At 67.3% G+C, this 15,967-nt stretch carries 15 protein-coding genes; 10 read left to right on the top strand and 5 right to left on the bottom strand.

Annotated features, from left to right (window positions below; all coding sequences use genetic code 11):
* The first annotated feature begins 155 nt into the window (after positions 1-155).
* The 5 genes from rfbF to ACTIF2_RS18905 all read left to right on the top strand — a co-directional run bounded on the left by rfbF (position 156) and on the right by ACTIF2_RS18905 (position 6,205).
* Complete coding sequence (gene rfbF / locus ACTIF2_RS18925; RefSeq protein ID WP_439498654.1) at positions 156-935, top strand: glucose-1-phosphate cytidylyltransferase; 780 nt, start codon at positions 156-158, stop codon at positions 933-935.
* Positions 929-2,005, top strand: a complete 1,077-nt coding sequence (gene rfbG / locus ACTIF2_RS18920; protein ID WP_439498713.1) for a CDP-glucose 4,6-dehydratase — start codon at positions 929-931, stop codon at positions 2,003-2,005. Before rfbF ends, rfbG begins: the two co-directional genes overlap by 7 nt.
* Positions 2,002-3,237 (top strand): methyltransferase domain-containing protein, encoded by a 1,236-nt coding sequence (locus ACTIF2_RS18915; protein WP_439498653.1) that lies wholly within the window; start codon positions 2,002-2,004, stop codon positions 3,235-3,237. Before rfbG ends, ACTIF2_RS18915 begins: the two co-directional genes overlap by 4 nt.
* Positions 3,234-3,764 (top strand): dTDP-4-dehydrorhamnose 3,5-epimerase, encoded by a 531-nt coding sequence (rfbC, locus tag ACTIF2_RS18910; RefSeq protein WP_439498652.1) that lies wholly within the window; start codon positions 3,234-3,236, stop codon positions 3,762-3,764. The genes ACTIF2_RS18915 and rfbC overlap by 4 nt, the downstream gene beginning before the upstream one ends.
* Positions 3,765-3,847: 83 nt before the next feature.
* Positions 3,848-6,205 carry a glycosyltransferase family 2 protein gene (locus tag ACTIF2_RS18905; RefSeq protein ID WP_439498651.1) on the top strand — a complete coding sequence of 786 codons (2,358 nt, stop codon included), beginning with the start codon at positions 3,848-3,850 and terminating at the stop codon, positions 6,203-6,205.
* Here the strand turns inward: ACTIF2_RS18905 and ACTIF2_RS18900 are convergent.
* From ACTIF2_RS18900 to ACTIF2_RS18880, 5 genes are all read right to left on the bottom strand, one after another.
* A complete protein-coding gene (locus ACTIF2_RS18900) occupies positions 6,196-6,960 on the bottom strand; it encodes an RraA family protein (RefSeq protein ID WP_439498650.1) in 765 nt (254 codons plus the stop codon). The two genes, ACTIF2_RS18905 and ACTIF2_RS18900, sit on opposite strands and share 10 nt — an antisense overlap.
* Before the next feature lie 23 nt (positions 6,961-6,983).
* Positions 6,984-8,174 carry an enolase C-terminal domain-like protein gene (locus ACTIF2_RS18895; RefSeq protein ID WP_439498649.1) on the bottom strand — a complete coding sequence of 397 codons (1,191 nt, stop codon included), beginning with the start codon at positions 8,172-8,174 and terminating at the stop codon, positions 6,984-6,986.
* 98 nt (positions 8,175-8,272) lie between these two features.
* Positions 8,273-9,160, bottom strand: coding sequence for an ABC transporter permease (locus tag ACTIF2_RS18890; protein WP_439498648.1), 888 nt, complete (start codon positions 9,158-9,160; stop codon positions 8,273-8,275).
* A gap of 4 nt (positions 9,161-9,164) precedes the next feature.
* Entirely contained in the window at positions 9,165-10,106 is a 942-nt protein-coding gene (locus tag ACTIF2_RS18885) for an ABC transporter permease (protein WP_439498647.1), read from the bottom strand.
* A 4-nt stretch (positions 10,107-10,110) separates the two neighbouring features.
* A complete protein-coding gene (locus tag ACTIF2_RS18880) occupies positions 10,111-10,848 on the bottom strand; it encodes a FadR/GntR family transcriptional regulator (protein ID WP_439498646.1) in 738 nt (245 codons plus the stop codon).
* Positions 10,849-11,102: 254 nt separating this feature from the next.
* Between ACTIF2_RS18880 and ACTIF2_RS18875 the strand changes: the two genes are divergently transcribed.
* The 5 genes from ACTIF2_RS18875 to ACTIF2_RS18855 form a co-directional block, all read left to right on the top strand.
* Positions 11,103-12,665: an ABC transporter substrate-binding protein gene (locus tag ACTIF2_RS18875; protein ID WP_439498645.1), complete on the top strand. Its 1,563-nt coding sequence runs from the start codon at positions 11,103-11,105 to the stop codon at positions 12,663-12,665.
* Between the two features lie 47 nt (positions 12,666-12,712).
* A complete protein-coding gene (locus tag ACTIF2_RS18870; RefSeq protein WP_439498644.1) occupies positions 12,713-13,411 on the top strand; it encodes an RraA family protein in 699 nt (232 codons plus the stop codon).
* A gap of 6 nt (positions 13,412-13,417) precedes the next feature.
* Entirely contained in the window at positions 13,418-14,431 is a 1,014-nt protein-coding gene (locus tag ACTIF2_RS18865) for an ABC transporter ATP-binding protein (protein WP_439498712.1), read from the top strand.
* Positions 14,428-15,405, top strand: coding sequence for an ABC transporter ATP-binding protein (locus ACTIF2_RS18860; RefSeq protein WP_439498643.1), 978 nt, complete (start codon positions 14,428-14,430; stop codon positions 15,403-15,405). Before ACTIF2_RS18865 ends, ACTIF2_RS18860 begins: the two co-directional genes overlap by 4 nt.
* 25 nt (positions 15,406-15,430) lie before the next feature.
* Positions 15,431-15,967, top strand: a 537-nt coding sequence (locus tag ACTIF2_RS18855) for an NAD(P)-dependent oxidoreductase (RefSeq protein WP_439498642.1), incomplete at its 3' end; no start/stop codon positions are given.

Below are 15,967 nucleotides of genomic sequence, written 5' to 3'. Positions count from 1 at the left end.
CCCGCGCGGGCCGGCCCGTCGCCGACCAGCTCCGGTCAGCGCTTGACAGGGGCTATATGTGGGAATATTACCCACGTCAAGTTTGACGTGTGATTATTTCCCACTTGGCCGATGCGAGCGTCATCCGGCCGGGCAGCTCCCAAGCAGAGAGATCGATGGCAGACGTAAAGAAGGCGGTGATCCTGGCCGGCGGGCTCGGCACCCGGATCCTGGAAGAGTCGGAAAGCCGACCCAAGCCAATGATCGAGATCGGCGGCCGGCCGATCATCTGGCACATCATGAAGCTGTATTCGCGCTACGGCATCAACGACTTCATCATTTGCCTTGGCTACAAAGGCTATAGCGTCAAAGAGTACTTCAGCAACTATCGCCTGCACTCGTCCGACGTCACCTTCGACTTCGCCAGCGACGCGACGACGATCCATGCCGGCCGCGCCGAGCCTTGGAAGGTGACCCTGGTCGAGACCGGGTTGGAGACCATGACCGGCGGGCGCGTCAGGCGCGTGCGGTCCTATCTCGACGACGAGCCCTTCTGCCTGACCTATGGCGACGGCGTCGCGGATATCGCGATCGACCGCCTGATCGCCTTCCACGAAAGCCATGGCCGCGCCGCGACGGTGACGGCAGTCCGTCCGCCCGGGCGCTTTGGCGTCCTCGACCTCGACGGCAACGGCGTCGCCGGCTTCCGCGAGAAGGCGGCCAGCGATTCCGGCTTCATCAATGGCGGCTTCTTCGTGCTGTCGCCGAAAGCCCTCGACTATATCGAGGGCGACGAGAGCGTCTGGGAAGGCGAGCCGATGGAGGGCCTGGCCCGCGACGGCGAGCTGATGGCCTATCCCCATGCCGGCTTCTGGCAGCCGATGGACACGCTGCGCGACAAGCGCCAGCTCGAGGCCCTGTGGAGCGCGGGGAAGGCGCCGTGGCGGGTATGGTGAACCCCGATCGCACCTTCTGGCGGGGCAAGCGCGTCCTCGTCACCGGCCATACCGGCTTCAAGGGCGCCTGGCTCAGCCTCTGGCTCGCCCGCCTCGGCGCGGTGCCGCTCGGCCTGTCGCTCGCTGCGCATGACGAGCCGGCACCGGCCGGCCGGGGCTTCCTCGACGGGATCACGGAGAGCGTCGCCTGCGACATCCGCGACGCCAAGGCGACGGCGATCGCGATCCATGCGCTCGCTCCCGACATCGTCCTGCATCTGGCGGCGCAGGCCCTGGTGCGGCGCTCCTATCTGGAACCGCACGCGACCTTCGAGACGAATGTCATGGGGACGCTGAACGTCCTCGCAGCGATCCGGGCCCAGCCCTCGGTGCGCGCCGCCGTGATCGTCACCTCGGACAAATGCTACGAGAACAGGGAATGGAACTGGCCCTATCGCGAGATCGACACGCTCGGCGGCCACGACCCCTATAGCGCGAGCAAGGCCTGCGCCGAACTGCTGACCGCGTCATGGCGCCGGTCCTTCGCGCAGGACAACGGAACCGGTCCCGCTATCGCGACAGCGCGCGCCGGCAATGTCATCGGCGGCGGCGACTGGGCGCCCGGGCGCCTGATCCCCGACTGCATCCGGGCCTTCGGCAAGCGCGAGCCGGTCATCATCCGCAACCCCGCGGCGACGCGGCCCTGGCAGCACGTGCTCGAGGCGCTCTGCGGCTATCTCCTGCTGGCAGAGCGGCTCTGGACCGAAGGGGACGCTTTCGCGGAGGCCTGGAATTTCGGCCCCGATGCCGGCGACGACCAGCCCGTCTCGGCCGTGCTCGACCAGATCACCAAGCTGTGGGGCGACGGCGCGCATTGGCGCCGGGACGAAGCCAACCAGCCGCATGAGGCCGGGCGGCTCGCCGTCGATGCCTCCAAGGCACGCCACCACCTCGGCTGGCGCGCCCGCCTCGACCTGGACGCGGCCCTCACCCTGACGATCGACTGGTATCGCCGCCAGGCCGAGGGCGCGGACGAAGCGGCCCTGATCGCGGGAGATATCGCAAGCTACGAAGGAGTGCTGCGCCGATGAGCCTCTGCAAATGCCGTTTCTGCAGCGCGCCGCTGACGGTGACCTTCGCCGATCTCGGCATGTCGCCGCTGGCCAATTCCTTCGTCTCGCCCGACGACATGGCCGAACCGGAAGCCTTCTACCCGCTGCACGCCTATGTCTGCGAGACCTGCAAGCTGGTGCAGACCCGGGATGTCGAGACGGCCGAGCACATCTTCGGCGACTATCTCTATTTCTCCGGCTTCTCCGAAAGCTGGCTGAAGCACAGCGAAGCCTACGCGGCGGCGATGATCGGCCGCTTCGGCCTCACCGCCGACAGCAAGGTCGTCGAGGTCGCGAGCAATGACGGTTACCTGCTGCAATTCTTCAAGGCGCGTGGCGTGCCCGTGCTCGGCGTCGAGCCGGCGGCCAATGTCGCCGAGGCGGCGCTCCGCAAGGGCATCCCGACCGAGGTCCGCTTCTTCGGCCGCGCAACCGCGCGGCGCCTCGCCACGGCCGGGCATCAGGCGGACCTGATCGCCGCCAACAATGTCGTCGCACATGTCCCGGACCTCAACGATTTCGTCGCCGGGTTCGAGATCCTGCTGAAGCCGCAAGGCGTGCTGACGCTCGAGTTTCCGCATCTCGCGCGGATGATGGCGGAGAACCAGTTCGACACGATCTATCACGAGCACTTCTCTTATTTCTCGTTCCTCGCGATCGAACGTGTCCTCGCCGCGCATGGGCTGACCGTCTTCGACGTGGAGCATTTGCCGACCCATGGCGGCTCGCTTCGCGTCTTCGCGCGCCATGCCGAAAACGAGGCCCTGGCGGTGCTCGGCACGGTCGCCGCGCTGCGCGAGGACGAGATCGCGATAGGCCTCGACGACCTCGCGACCTACAGGCGCTTCGCGGCCGGGGTGGTGCGCACCAAACTGTCCCTGCTCGCCTTCCTGATCGAGGCGAAGCGGCAGGGCAGAACGGTCGCCGGCTATGGCGCGCCGGCCAAGGGCAACACGCTGCTCAACTACTGCGGCATCGGGCCGGAACTCATCGACTTCACGGTGGATCGCAGCCCGCACAAGCAGAACCGGCTGCTGCCCGGCACGCGCATTCTGGTGATGGCGCCCGAGGCCCTACTGCAGGCCAAGCCCGACTACGTCCTGATCCTACCCTGGAATCTCAAGGACGAGATCATGACGCAAATGGCCGCCATCCGAGACTGGGGCGGCCGGTTCGTGCTGCCGATCCCGAGCGTCGAGGTCGTGCCGTGATCGTGACCCCGACCCGGATCCCGGGTGTGCACGTCGTCGAGATGGCGGCGCATGCCGATACGCGCGGCCATTTCGCCCGGACCTATTGCCGGGAGGTCTTCGCGCAGCACGCCATCGCCTTCGAGCCGATGCAGTGCAATCTCTCGTTCAATCCGCAGCGCGGCACGCTGCGCGGCCTCCACTACCAGGACGCGCCTTATCCGGATGCGAAGCTCGTCCGCTGCACGCGCGGCGCGATCTTCGACGTCGTCCTCGATCTCCGCCACGGCTCGCCGAGCCATGGCGAATGGCTCGGCTTCGACTTGTCGGAGCAGAACGGGCGCGCGCTCTTCGTGCCGGAGGGCTGCGCCCACGGCTTCCAGACGCTCACGCCCGACACCGAGCTCTTCTACATGATGGGCGCCGCCTATCGGCCCGAGCTGGCGCGCGGCGTCCGCTGGGACGATCCGGCCTTCGCGATCGCCTGGCCGATCGCATCGCCCCTGCTGTCCGAGCGCGACGCGACCTATCCAGACCACCGGCCATGACCGGGCCGGATCGTCCCGCGCAGCGCGAGCCATGTCGCCGCGCAGCAATTCCCTTTGACGAGACCACGAGACGGAGCGCAGGCATGGCCGCGAGCAACCCCCTCCCCCCTGCCGCGCTTCAGCGCCTGCCCCGCCTGGCCGAGCAGATGCGGCGCGCGCTGCGGCCGATGCGCCTCGCGACGACGCTTTATCCCGCCGGCGACCTCACGCGGGATTCCGAAGCGGGCATCTGGAGCGCGAATGGGAGCGATCCGCATTTCTATGTGCCGGCGCGGTGCCGCTCGAGCCTCATCCGCGTGCGCTATCGCGCCACGCTTCTCGACGCCGGACAGGAGAACGAAGGGCTCTGGCGGCTCTATTACGACCTTGGCGAGGGCTTTCGCGAACAGGACAGTTTCAGCGTCGCGACATTCGGCCCGGAAATCGAGCTCGATCTCGTGATCGGGCTGCCGGGCCCGGTGAGCGCCTTCCGCCTCGACCCGGTGCCGAGGCAGGGGCGCTTCAGGCTGCACGCTTTCGAGATCGAGTCGCTCTCCGGGGTCAGGACCCGGCTCGGTCTCGCGACGGCGCGGGTCGTCGATCTGCACCGGCGCGGCCTGCTGCGCGCGAAGCTCACCGAGGCCGCAAAGCTTCTCGCGAAAGGAGATGGCCGCCATCTCGGCCGCCGCCTGTTCCGGCTGGATAGCAACGACCCGTGCCTCTACCAGCGCTGGGTCGAAGCGCGCGAGATCACGCCCGAACGGCACGCCCGCTTCGTCGAGAAGGGGCGCGCATTCGCCCTGCGCCCGCGCTTCTCGCTGATCATGCCGACCTATAACTCGCCGCCGGCCTTCCTCGACAAGGCGCTCGAATCGGTCCTGGCCCAGACCTATCCGGACTGGGAGCTGCTCGTCGTCGACAACGGCTCCGTCGGCGAAGAAACGAGATCCGTCCTCGAGCGCTTCGCGGCGCGCGACACGCGGATCAAGGTCCGCTACCTGCCCAGCAATACGGGGATCGCTGCGGCGAGCAACACCGCCCTCGCCGCTGCGAGTGGCGATTATATCGCGCTGATCGACCATGACGATGCGCTCGAGCCGCACGCGCTGCATGCCTTCACGGAAGCGATCAACCGCCGGCCCGCCGCCGACTGGCTCTATTCGGACGAGGACAAGATCGATGTCGACGAACAACGGTCCGGCCCGTTCTTCAAGCCGGACTGGTCGCCGGCCTATTTCCTGTCCTGCATGTATACCTGCCATCTCGGCGTCTACCGCACGAGCCTGGTGCGGCGGCTCGGCGGCTTCCGCACCGAGTTCGACTTCGCCCAGGACTACGATCTGGCGCTGCGCGTCGCGGCGGAGACGACGAACATCGTCCATGTTCCCGATGTGCTCTACCACTGGCGCACGCTGCGGCAGTCGACGGCATCCGGGCCCGGAGCCAAGCCGCAGGCAGAGGAAGCCGCCCGGCGCGCCCTGCAGGATTTCCTCGATCGTGGGCGCTACCCCGGCGAGGTCGAAGATGGGCCGGTTCGCGGAACGCATCGGGTGCGCTTCGACATCGCCGGCGCGCCGCTGGTCTCGATCGCGATTCCATCAGCCGGCTACAAGACCTGCGCGACCGGCGCGGAAAGCTGGTTCGTGCTCGATCTCGTCCGCTCGATCCGGGCCCGGACGAGCTATCCCAATATCGAGATCGTCATTGCCGATAACGGCGATTTCGATCCTCGCCTGACGCAGCAGCTCATCGAGCTCGGGGCCCGGATCGTCCATTATGCGGGCGCGCCGTTCAATCTGTCCGACAAGATGAACCTCGTCGTCGAGGCGACGCGGGGCGACTATGTCATCCTGCTCAACGACGACATGAGCGTCATCACCGGGGACTGGGTCGGCGAAATGCTGATGTGGTGCCAGCAGGACGGCGTGTCCGGCGTCGGCGCCAAGCTGATCTTCCCCGACCAGAGGCTCCAGCATGTCGGCGTGCTGCTGCTGGGGCAAGGCCCGTCGCATCCCTATTACCTGCATGACAGATCGGAGATCGGGCAGGTCTGTTCGGCGATCGTGCCGCGCGACTACAGCGCCGTGACGGGCGCCTGCATGATGGTGAGGCGCAGCGATTTCCTGGCCGTCGACGGCTTCGATCCCGCCTTCCGCATCAATTACAACGACATCGATTTCTGCCTGAAGCTGAACCGGCATACGGGCGGACATTTCGTCTTCACGCCCTATGCCTGCCTGCACCACTACGAATCCGTCAGCCGCCCCGAGGCCGCGGCGTCGGACCTGCAGCAGTTCAACGCCAAATGGGCAGCCGCGGTGGGGCACGACCCCTACTACAACCCTCACCTCTCGCAGCGATCCGCCCGCTTCGAGCTCAGCACGAACGTGACCTCGCTCGAAGAGAGCTATGGGCTCGGCGGCGGGCCGCTGGCCGAAGCTGCACCGCCGGCTCAGAAATAGCCGCCCTTCTCGGTGATCGACTGGACGCTTTCGCCATCGGCGACCCAGGTGAAGATCTGCTTCTCGTTGCGCAGGATCTCCTCGGCGCGCAGTAGCACCTCGACGGCGAGCTTGCGCGGCACGACGATGACGCCGTCGATATCGCCAATGACGACATCGCCCGGCCTGATCCAGGCCGTGCCGATGCGGATCGGCGTCTGGTAATGCGAGATCAGGCAGCGCCCGAGCGAGCCATTGGGGCTGCGATAGCGATAATAGAGCGGAAAATCCTTCTCCAGGATCTGGTGCGTGTCGCGAATGCCGCCATCGATGACGGCTGCGCGAATGCCCTTGGCCAGCGCGGTCGCGGTCATGACGCCGCCCCAGGCCGTCGCCTCCATGTCGCCGGAGGTGTCCCAGACGACGAAGCTGCCGGCATGCATCGCATCGAGCATTTCGGTGCGGAAGGTCAGTTCGCCGGTGACCTTGGTGTTGGGCGCGCTCTTCACCGTGAAGGCGAAGCCGGCCACGGTCTTTTGCGGGCGCAGCGGCGTCAGCGCATTGGGCAATGTCTGCTCGGTCAGGCAATGCTCGCGCAGCACGTCGCTGATCGCTCCGGTATAGAGCCGCTCATATCGCGCCAGCAGCTCATCGTCGGGGATCGACAGCGCGACCTGCTCCATCGTCTCGCGTTCGGCGATGAAGCGCTCGAGGTTCATCATCGCGGCTTCGCGCTGCAGCGCGCCGGTATCGGCCTTCGCCGTCTGGTTCGTCATGGCGGCACTCCCTTGCCTTGCGATCACTGGCCGCCCACGACCGGATACCAGTCCGGCCGATAGGGGTCCTGATGGAAGCGGGCGTAATAGTCGCCCTTCTCGTCGTAGAGCGCGCCGTAATGGCGCATCTTGTCCTCGTCGAGCGCGACGCCGAGGCCGGGCCCGGTCGGCACGCGGATGGCGCCACCCTCGTATTTCATCAGCCCGCCCTCGATGATGTCGTCGGTGAGGTAGTGGTAATGCGCGTCGCCGGCGAAGCTCATCTCGGGAATGGTCGCCGCGGTGTGCAGCATCGCCGCGAGCTCGATCCCGAACTCGGCGCCCGAATGCATCGCGACGCCGAGGCCGAAGGTGCGGCAGACGGCCGACAGGTCCTTCACGCCGCGCGGACCCTCCCAGTAATGGATGTCGGTCAGCACGATATCGACGGCACCCATCCTGATCGCCGGGCCGAGATCGTCGAACTTCGCCGGATACATGTTGGTGGCGATCGGGACGCGGACCGCCTTGCGCACGGCCGCGTTGCCCTCGAGCCCCCAGGCGGGATCCTCGAAATACTCCATGCCCACGGCTTCGAGCCGATGGCCGATGCGGATCGCGGTGGGCACCGACCAGACGCCGTTGGGGTCGATCCGCAGGCCGAAATCAGGGCCCATCCGGTCGCGGCAGAGCTCGACGGCGCGTGCCTCGATCTCGGGCGCGAAGACGCCGGCCTTGAGCTTCATCGCGGTGACGCCGAGCGTCTCATGCAATTCCTGGCAGAGATCGGCCATGTCCTGCGGATGCTCGTCATGGCCGCCGCCCGGCCGGTCATAGCGCCAGAACAGATAGGCGATCATCGGGATGCGATCGCGCACCGGCCCGCCGATCAGGTCGCAGAGCGGGCGGCCGAGCGCTTTGCCCTGGATGTCGAGGCAGGCCATCTCGATCGCCGCGTAAAGCCGCGCGTTCGAGAGGTAATAGATCGCCCGCAGCGTCTTCAGCTTGATCAGCTCGAGATGGAACGGGTCCATGCCGAGGATCCGGGGCTTCAGCTTCATCAAGGCGCCGCGCTGGTCGCCACCGCCGACCTCGCCCAGCCCGATAATGCCCTCGTCGGTGAGCAGCTCGAGAATGGTGCGCAGGAAATAGCCGGGATGGACGCCGGTATTGTGCCGAAGCTGCGCATTCAGCGGTATCGCCACGCAGCGCACCTTCATGTCGACGATCTTCATGCGCCTCGATCCTTCACAGATGGATTCCGCCACTGGGGGCGAGCATTGAGCCGGTGATCCGGACCAGGCCGGGCACGGCAGGCCCGGCTGCGGCGGGCTCACTCATCCCGCCCGCCCAGTCGCGTATCGAGCGCGTCGCGGACGGCATCACCGAGGAAGTTGAAGGCCAGCACCGTGAGGAAGATGGCGAGGCCCGGAAAGAAGCTCATCCACCAGGACTGGTAGAACTGGATGCCGGTGGCGACCATGTAGCCCCAGCTCGGCGTCGGCGGCTGGACGCCGAGGCCGAGGAAGGAGAGTGCGCTCTCGGTGATCAAGGCCTGCGAGGCGGAGAGCGAACCGTAGACGACGACATTGCCGGAGACATTGGGCCAGACATGGCGGGCCAGGATGCGCAGATCGCCGGCCCCGGCGGCGCGCGAGGCCTTGATGTAGTCGACCTGGCGCAGCGCCAGCACCTCGCTGCGCACCAGACGGGCGAAACCCGGCGTCTTGGTGATCGCGATCGCCAGCATCGCGTTCATCAGGTCGGGACCCAGTACCGCGACGATGGCGAGCGCCAGAACGAGCAGGGGGAACGCCAGGAAGGCATCCATCACGCGCATGATCAGCGCATCCCAGGCGCCGCCGAGCCAGCCCGAGATCAGCCCGAGCACGGAACCCGCGACCAAGGCGAGGCCGATCGCGAGGCCTACCACCTGCAGCGAGATGGTGGCGCCGTGGAGCACCCGGGACAGGACGTCCCGGCCGATCTCGTCGGTGCCGAACCAGTGTGCCTGGCTCGGCGGACCCATGAAATTGTCGGGATCGATATCGATCGGCGAATAGGGCGCGAGCAACGGCGCGAGCAAGCCGAGCGTGACGATCACCAGCAAGACCACGACCCCGAACAGGCCCTGCCAGGAGGTCAGGACGCGCCGGACGAAGATGGCGCCGGGCGAGCGTGGCGCAGGCTCGATGTCGCGGGCGATCTCGGCAGCGCTCATGGCGTCAGACCTTCACCCGCGGATCGAAGACCCGGTAGATGAAATCCGTCAGCAGGTTGACCGTGAAGACGGCGATGACGATGAACAGGATCGCCCCCTGGATCACCGGGAAATCGCGCTGGAAGATGCCGTCGACGAGCATCCGCCCGAGGCCGGGCAAGGCGAAGACCGTCTCCGTCACGACCGCCCCGCCAAGCAGCGCGCCGATCTGCAGGCCGATCACCGTCACGACCGGGATCAGCGCATTGCGCAAGGCGTGCTTCAGCACGACGACGATCTCGTTCAGGCCCTTGGCGCGCGCCGTGCGGATATAGTCGAGCGACAAAACCTGCAGCATGGAAGCCCTGGTCTGGCGCATCACCAGCGCGGCGAAGGCCGTGCCGATCGTGAGCGAGGGCAGAATCATCAGCCGCAGGTTCTGGGCCGGGTCATCGAAGAAGCGGACATGGCCGGAGGGCGGCAGCCAGCCGAGCTTCAGCGAGAACAGCATGATGAGCAGGATGCCCATCCAGAAATAGGGAACCGCGACGGAGGACATCGCGACGAAGCTCGCGACCACGTCGATCACCGTTCCGCGGAAACGCGCCGCCAGGATGCCGGCCGGGACGCCGATCGCCACCGCGATCAGGATCGACAGGAAGCTGAGTTGCAGCGTCACCGGCACGCGCGCGCTCAGCATCTCGGAGACATGCTCGCGCGTGCGCAGCGAACGACCGAAATCGCCCTGCGCGACGCGGCCGATCCAGGTGAGGTAGCGCAGCGGCGCCGGCTGATCGAGCCCGTACTCGACGCGCACCGCGGCGCGCTGCTCGGCGCTGGCCTGTTCGCCGAGGATGGTCACGGTGGGATCGCCCGGCAGGAGATTGGTCAGCGCGAAGACGATCACCGTGACGAAGAAGGCCACGGGCAGCATCTGGGCGAGCTTCCGAACGACATAGCGCAGCATCGCGTCAGAACCGCTCGAGACGGCGACGATCGCGCGCGATCTCGTTGATGACCGCGTCGGAGACGGCGAAATGCACCGTCATCGCGATGCGGGCGGCGGCCGGATCATGCGCCTTCAGCGCATCGACGATGGCCTGGTGGCGCGCCACCGTCGCCAGCGGGTCGCGCAGGTCGCGCTGCACGCCGAGCGCGCGCTGGGTGAACTTGATCGTGTCGGCGAGAGCGCTGACGAGATGCTCCAGCAGCGAATTGCCCGAGCAGCGCGCAAGCGCGACGTGGAAGGCAAAATCACCCTGGAGCCAGCGCTCGAAATTGCCGTCGACATTCTGCCGCATCTTCTCGACGGCAGCCTCGACCGGCTCGATCTGCAGGAGGCTGGCGCGCTCCGCCGCGAGGGCGGCGACCTCGACCTCGATGGCGCGGCGCAGCTCGACCGCCTCGCGCAGGCCGTTATCGGTCGCGCGTACCGCCAGGCGCAGGAACTGGTCGAGCGGCGCAACCGAAAGCCCCTGGATCGTCGTCGGCTTGCCCTGCTGGATCTGGACGATGCCGAGCGCCGCGAGCCGCCCGAGCGCCTCGCGGACCACCGGCTTGGATACATTCAGCTGACGCGCGAGGTCGGACTCGGACGGGAGCGAATCCCCGGGCCGGAACACCCGCTCACCGACCCGGTCGATGACGAATTGCGTCACCGTCTCGGTCAGCCGCTGCTTGTCGCTCGTTGTCTGTGATGCTTCAGCCATTCTCATCAGATATCTTATGAGTTTTGGGTCGTCAAGGATCGGTATCACGGCAGTGCGGCGGGTTGAGATCGTCAAAATTGACGCAAAAATTGGCCAATTTGCACCGGGATATTTCACGATTCTTCATGCTGCCCGCCCTGGCCGTTGAAAAAATCAGCAGCCAGAGGGGTTGCTCATCTGACAACTCATCTGATAGGTAAGCCGCCATAGGCGCCGAAAAGACAAATGAGCGCCCCATAGGAGGAGACGCTGTCATGACGATGTTCTCACGTCGCAACCTGTTGCTCGGCGCCTCGGGCCTGGGCATCGCGGCCGCCCTTCCCGGTGGCCCGGCCCTGGCGCAGGGCGCCCCGGTGCGCGGCGGCACCATCATCGCCTCGATGGACCTGCAGCCGAAGAGCCTCGACCCGATCATGGGCGACGCTCCGACCTCCGATCGATACGCCCTGATCCAGATGTTCGAGGGGCTGCTGAAATTCGACGTCCAGGGCAATCTGGAGCCGTCGCTCGCGACGAGCTGGGAATGGTCCGCCGACAAGAAGTCGATCCTGTTCAAGCTGCGCCCCGGCGTCGTGTTCCATGATGGCGAGCCCTTCGATGCGGCGGCCGTGGTCGCCAACATCTCCCGCGTGATCGCGCCGGGCTCGACCGCGCCGCGCACGCCCGACCTCGCCGATATCGCCGGCGCCGAGGCCGTCGATCCGATGACGGTGCGGATATCGCTGAAACAGCCTTCCGGCGCGGCGCTGGCCTCGCTCGCGGTCGAGGCCGGGATGATGTGCTCGCCGGCCGCCCTTAAGAAGCTGGGGCAGGATTTCGGCCGCCAGCCGGTCGGAACCGGACCCTACAAATTCGCCGAATGGGTCGGCGGCAGCCAGATCCGCATGGTCCGCAACGAGCGCTACTGGCGTGACGGCGCCGACGGCAAGAAGCTGCCCTATGCCGACAGCGTCGTCCTGCGCATCATTCCGACGACGGCGGTCAAGATGGTCGAGGTCAAGTCCGGCGGCGTGCACCTGGTCGACGGGGTGACGCCGCGCGACTTCGAGGAGGTGCAGGCCAATCCGGCGCTGAAGCTCGTCTCGGTGCCGCCCGGCATCGCGCAATGGATGACCTTCAACGTCACCAAGGGCGTCTTCACCAACCCGTCGCTGCGCGCCGCGGTGAACCATGGCATCGATCGCAACGTGCTGATGCGCGGCATCACGCGCGGCTTCGGTGCGGTGACGCCGACCTGGGTGCCGCCGACGGACTGGGCCTTCGACGCCGGCGTTGCCGCGCCGAAGCTCGATGCAGCGAAAGTCCAGGCACTGCTCAAGGAGGGCGGCCAGCCGAACGGCTTTTCCTGCAAGGTCTCGATCATCCAGCGCGATCCCGACACCCAGGTGGCGCAGATCGTCCAGGCCCAGCTCAAGCAGCACCGGATCAACCTCGAGATCGAGATCCTCGAGCGGCAGGCCTGGGTACCGAAGGTGCTCGGCCTCCAGCACGAGCTCGCCATCGGCCGCGTCAACGTCCCGCGAGCCGACCCGGACCATGTCTTCGGCCCGTTCTTCGGCCGCACCGCCTCCCAGAACTGGTCCGGCATCAAGGATGAAGAGGTTTTCCGCCTGGTCGACCAGGGCCGCGAGGAGACCGAGCAGGCCAAGCGCAAGGCGATCTACAAGGAGCTCCAGACCGCGCTCAACAAGAACGACTACTATTCCTGGCTGTTCTTCCGCGAGGCGCGGCATGTCGCGCGCAAGGAGCTGCAGAACATCGTGCTCGATTCCGGCGGCGCCTGGCAGCTCGCCGAATCCTGGCTGGCGAAAGCCTGACCCGCCCCGACGCGCCCTTTCACCCACGCCCAATCCCGAGAGATTTCATGACCTTCAACGTGCTGCCGGGCGAACCGGACATGCTCGACGTGATCGAGCGCTACAAGCGGCTCTATACCGGCCTCGTCTACGACATCATGGACGAGATGGGCCTGCCCTATCAGTCCCTGGCGACCGACCTGCGGCCACTGCGCGACGACATGGTCATCGCCGGCCCGGCCTTCACCGTGCAGGGCATTTCCGATCCCGTCGGCGATCCGGGGCTGCGCGAGCGGCGGATCAAGATGTTCGGCGACATGCGCCATCCCTGCATCGACGTGCGTGACTGCGCCTTCGACACGCGGGTCGCGCATTATGGCGAGATGAACGCGGTGCTCGGCGCCGCCAAGGGCGTGGTCGGCGCGGTCATCGACGGCGGCATCCGCGACAGCGGGTTGATCCTCAAGATGAACTTCCCGTGTTTCCGGCGCTATCATTCCCCGGTCGAGGCCGTGGCCCGCTGGAGCTATTTCCGCTGGCAGAGCCCGATCACATTGCGCGGCAGCATGAGCGCCACCGTGACCGTCCGGCCGGGCGACTTCATGTTCGGCGATATCGACGGTGTGCTGGTCATTCCGCAGGAGCGCGCCATCGAGGTGCTGCGGCTGGCCGAGGAACACGCCGCGACCGAAACCCGGGCGCGAGCCGAATTCGCCGACCCGGCGAACGATGCGGAGGAAGTCTATGGCCGGTACAAGAAACTCTGAGGCGTGATGCGGGCCGACGCGATCCTCGAAATCGACCGGCTTGCCGTCACCTTCAGCGGGCGCCGGCCGGTCCATGCGCTGTCCGAGGTCTCCCTGAGCGTCGGGCGCGGCGAGGTCGTGGCCATTGTCGGGGAGTCCGGTTCAGGCAAGTCGGTCACCAGCCTGAGCGTGCTCGGCCTGCTGCCCGGCAACGCCCGGATCGGCGGATCGATCGGCTTTCGCCGGCGCAACGGCGCGGTGATCGACCTGGCCGCGCCTGGCGCCACGCGCGGCGTGCGCGGCTCGGAGATCGCGATGATCTTCCAGGAGCCGATGACCTCGCTCAACCCGGTCCTACAGGTCGGCGAGCAGATCGCAGAAGGGCTGCGGCTGCATGAAGGCCTGAGCCGCGCGGCGGCCCGCGAGCGCGCGCGCGAACTGCTGCAGCTGGTCGGAATTTCAGATCCGGAACGGCGGCTCAGCGCCTATCCGCACGAGATGTCCGGCGGCATGCGCCAGCGCGTCATGATCGCGATCGCGCTTGCCTGCCGGCCGAGCCTGCTGATCGCCGACGAACCGACCACGGCGCTGGACGTCACCATCCAGGCGCAGATACTCGATCTGCTGCGCCGGCTGCAGCGGGAATTCGGGATGTCGGTGCTGTTCGTCACGCATGACCTCGGCGTCGTCGCCGAATTCGCGGCGCGCACGGTGGTGATGTATGCCGGGCGCGTGGTCGAGGAAGGCGCGACCGCGGACGTCCTCACCCATCCGCGCCATCCCTACACCGCCGGGCTCCTGGCCTCGCTGCCCCGCCTGACCGCGCCGGGCGAAGCCAGGCAGCGGGTGCGCCCGATCAACGGGCAGCCGCCCGATCTGCGCCGCCCGCCCGCCGGCTGCGCCTTCCACCCCCGCTGCCCCCACGCCGTACCCGGCCTTTGCGACGACGCTCCGCCACCACTCGACATCGAGCAGGGGCGCTCGGTCCGCTGCCTGCGCTGGCGCGAGCTGGCGCGGCTTCGCGAGCAGGTGCCGGCATGAGCGACACGGCATTGCTCTCCGTTTCGAAGCTGTCGAAGAGTTTTCCGCTCGAATCCGGCCTGTTCGGCAAGGCGAAGGCGGTCGTGCACGCGGTCGATCAGGTCTCGTTCGAGATCGCGCGCGGCGAGGTGCTCGGCCTCGTCGGCGAATCCGGGTCGGGCAAGACGACCATCGGCCAGGCCTTGCTGCGCCTGACCGAGCCGAGCGGCGGGCAGGTGCTGTTCGACGGCACCGACGTGACGGCGGCGAAGGGAGAGACGCTGCGCCGCCTGCGCCGGCGCATGCAGATCGTCTTCCAGGACCCTTTCGCCTCGCTCGATCCCCGCATGCGCGTGGGCGACGCCATCGCCGAGCCGCTGGAGGTGCACCGCATCGGCGCAAGCCGCACCGAGCGCGAGGAGCGGGTACGCGAGCTGCTCGAGCTGGTCGGCCTGCGCGCCGATTTCGCGCGGCGCTATCCGCACGAGTTCTCCGGCGGCCAGCGCCAGCGCATCGGCATTGCACGCGCGCTCGCCACCAATCCCGATTTCATTGTCGCCGACGAGCTGGTCTCGGCGCTGGACGTCTCGATCCAGGCGCAGGTGCTCAGCCTGATCGAGGACCTGCAGAGCCGGCTCGGCCTCGCCATGCTCCTGGTCGCCCATGATCTCGCCGTGGTGCAATATCTCGCGAGCCGCGTCGCCATCATGTATCTCGGGCGGATCGTCGAGATCGGACCGACTGCCGAGGTCTATGCCCGGCCGCGCCACCCCTATACGCGCGCGCTGCTCTCGGCGATCCCGTCGCCGCGGCCCGGCCACAGGCACGAGCGCATCATCCTGCAGGGCGAGATCCCGAGCCCGCTTGACCCGCCCTCGGGCTGTCGTTTCCGGACCCGCTGCCCGCATGCCCTGCCGGCCTGCGCCGAGAGCCTGCCGGAGCTGCGCAAGGTTTCGACCGATCATGCGAAGGCCTGCATCCGTGACGACATCTAGCGCCTCCGGAAGGAATGACATCTGCGTGCTGGTCCTCTCGCCTGGCGTGCCGGCCGCGACGGTCTCGGAACTGGCGCGGAGCTTCGATGTGGTGCGGCCGGAGATACCGGCCGACCTTCCCGATCTGCTGGCGAAGCATGGTCCGCGTATCCGCGGCATTGCCACCACCGGCAAGGCCGTCCTCGACCGCAATCTCCTGGCCAAACTGCCCGGGCTCGAGATCGTCGCCAGCTACAGCGCCGGGCTGGACAAGATCGACACCGCCGCCCTGGCCGAACGCGGCATCGCGCTGACCAACAGCTCGGCTGCCCTCGCCGACGAGGTCGCCGATCTCGCGATCGCCCTGATGATCATGGCGCGGCGCCGGCTGGTCGCGGCCGACCGGCATGTGCGCGACGGAGGTTGGCGGGACGGCGCCTTCCCGCTCGGCCAGGGCTGCGCCGGCAAGCGCATCGGCCTGCTCGGGCTCGGCCATATCGGCAGCGGCATCGCCCGCCGGGCGCTCGCGATGGGGATGAGCCCGCGCTACTGCACGCGCCGGCCGGTCGCCGCCAGCGACTAT

Source organism: Allobosea sp., assembly GCF_051860145.1.
Classification (GTDB): domain Bacteria; phylum Pseudomonadota; class Alphaproteobacteria; order Rhizobiales; family Beijerinckiaceae; genus Allobosea.
This window is presented reverse-complemented; position numbering and strand designations above follow the sequence as displayed.

What these genes read in the sequence shown, in the direction of transcription:
- rfbF (WP_439498654.1), top strand. Translation starts at nt 156, where the DNA reads ATGGCAGACGTAAAGAAGGCGGTGATCCTGGCCGGCGGGCTCGGCACC.
- rfbG (WP_439498713.1), top strand. Translation starts at nt 929, where the DNA reads ATGGTGAACCCCGATCGCACCTTCTGGCGGGGCAAGCGCGTCCTCGTC.
- ACTIF2_RS18915 (WP_439498653.1), top strand. Translation starts at nt 2,002, where the DNA reads ATGAGCCTCTGCAAATGCCGTTTCTGCAGCGCGCCGCTGACGGTGACC.
- ACTIF2_RS18905 (WP_439498651.1), top strand. Translation starts at nt 3,848, where the DNA reads ATGGCCGCGAGCAACCCCCTCCCCCCTGCCGCGCTTCAGCGCCTGCCC.
- ACTIF2_RS18900 (WP_439498650.1), bottom strand. Translation starts at nt 6,960, where the DNA reads ATGACGAACCAGACGGCGAAGGCCGATACCGGCGCGCTGCAGCGCGAA.
- ACTIF2_RS18895 (WP_439498649.1), bottom strand. Translation starts at nt 8,174, where the DNA reads ATGAAGATCGTCGACATGAAGGTGCGCTGCGTGGCGATACCGCTGAAT.
- ACTIF2_RS18890 (WP_439498648.1), bottom strand. Translation starts at nt 9,160, where the DNA reads ATGAGCGCTGCCGAGATCGCCCGCGACATCGAGCCTGCGCCACGCTCG.
- ACTIF2_RS18885 (WP_439498647.1), bottom strand. Translation starts at nt 10,106, where the DNA reads ATGCTGCGCTATGTCGTTCGGAAGCTCGCCCAGATGCTGCCCGTGGCC.
- ACTIF2_RS18880 (WP_439498646.1), bottom strand. Translation starts at nt 10,848, where the DNA reads ATGGCTGAAGCATCACAGACAACGAGCGACAAGCAGCGGCTGACCGAG.
- ACTIF2_RS18875 (WP_439498645.1), top strand. Translation starts at nt 11,103, where the DNA reads ATGACGATGTTCTCACGTCGCAACCTGTTGCTCGGCGCCTCGGGCCTG.
- ACTIF2_RS18870 (WP_439498644.1), top strand. Translation starts at nt 12,713, where the DNA reads ATGACCTTCAACGTGCTGCCGGGCGAACCGGACATGCTCGACGTGATC.
- ACTIF2_RS18865 (WP_439498712.1), top strand. Translation starts at nt 13,418, where the DNA reads ATGCGGGCCGACGCGATCCTCGAAATCGACCGGCTTGCCGTCACCTTC.
- ACTIF2_RS18860 (WP_439498643.1), top strand. Translation starts at nt 14,428, where the DNA reads ATGAGCGACACGGCATTGCTCTCCGTTTCGAAGCTGTCGAAGAGTTTT.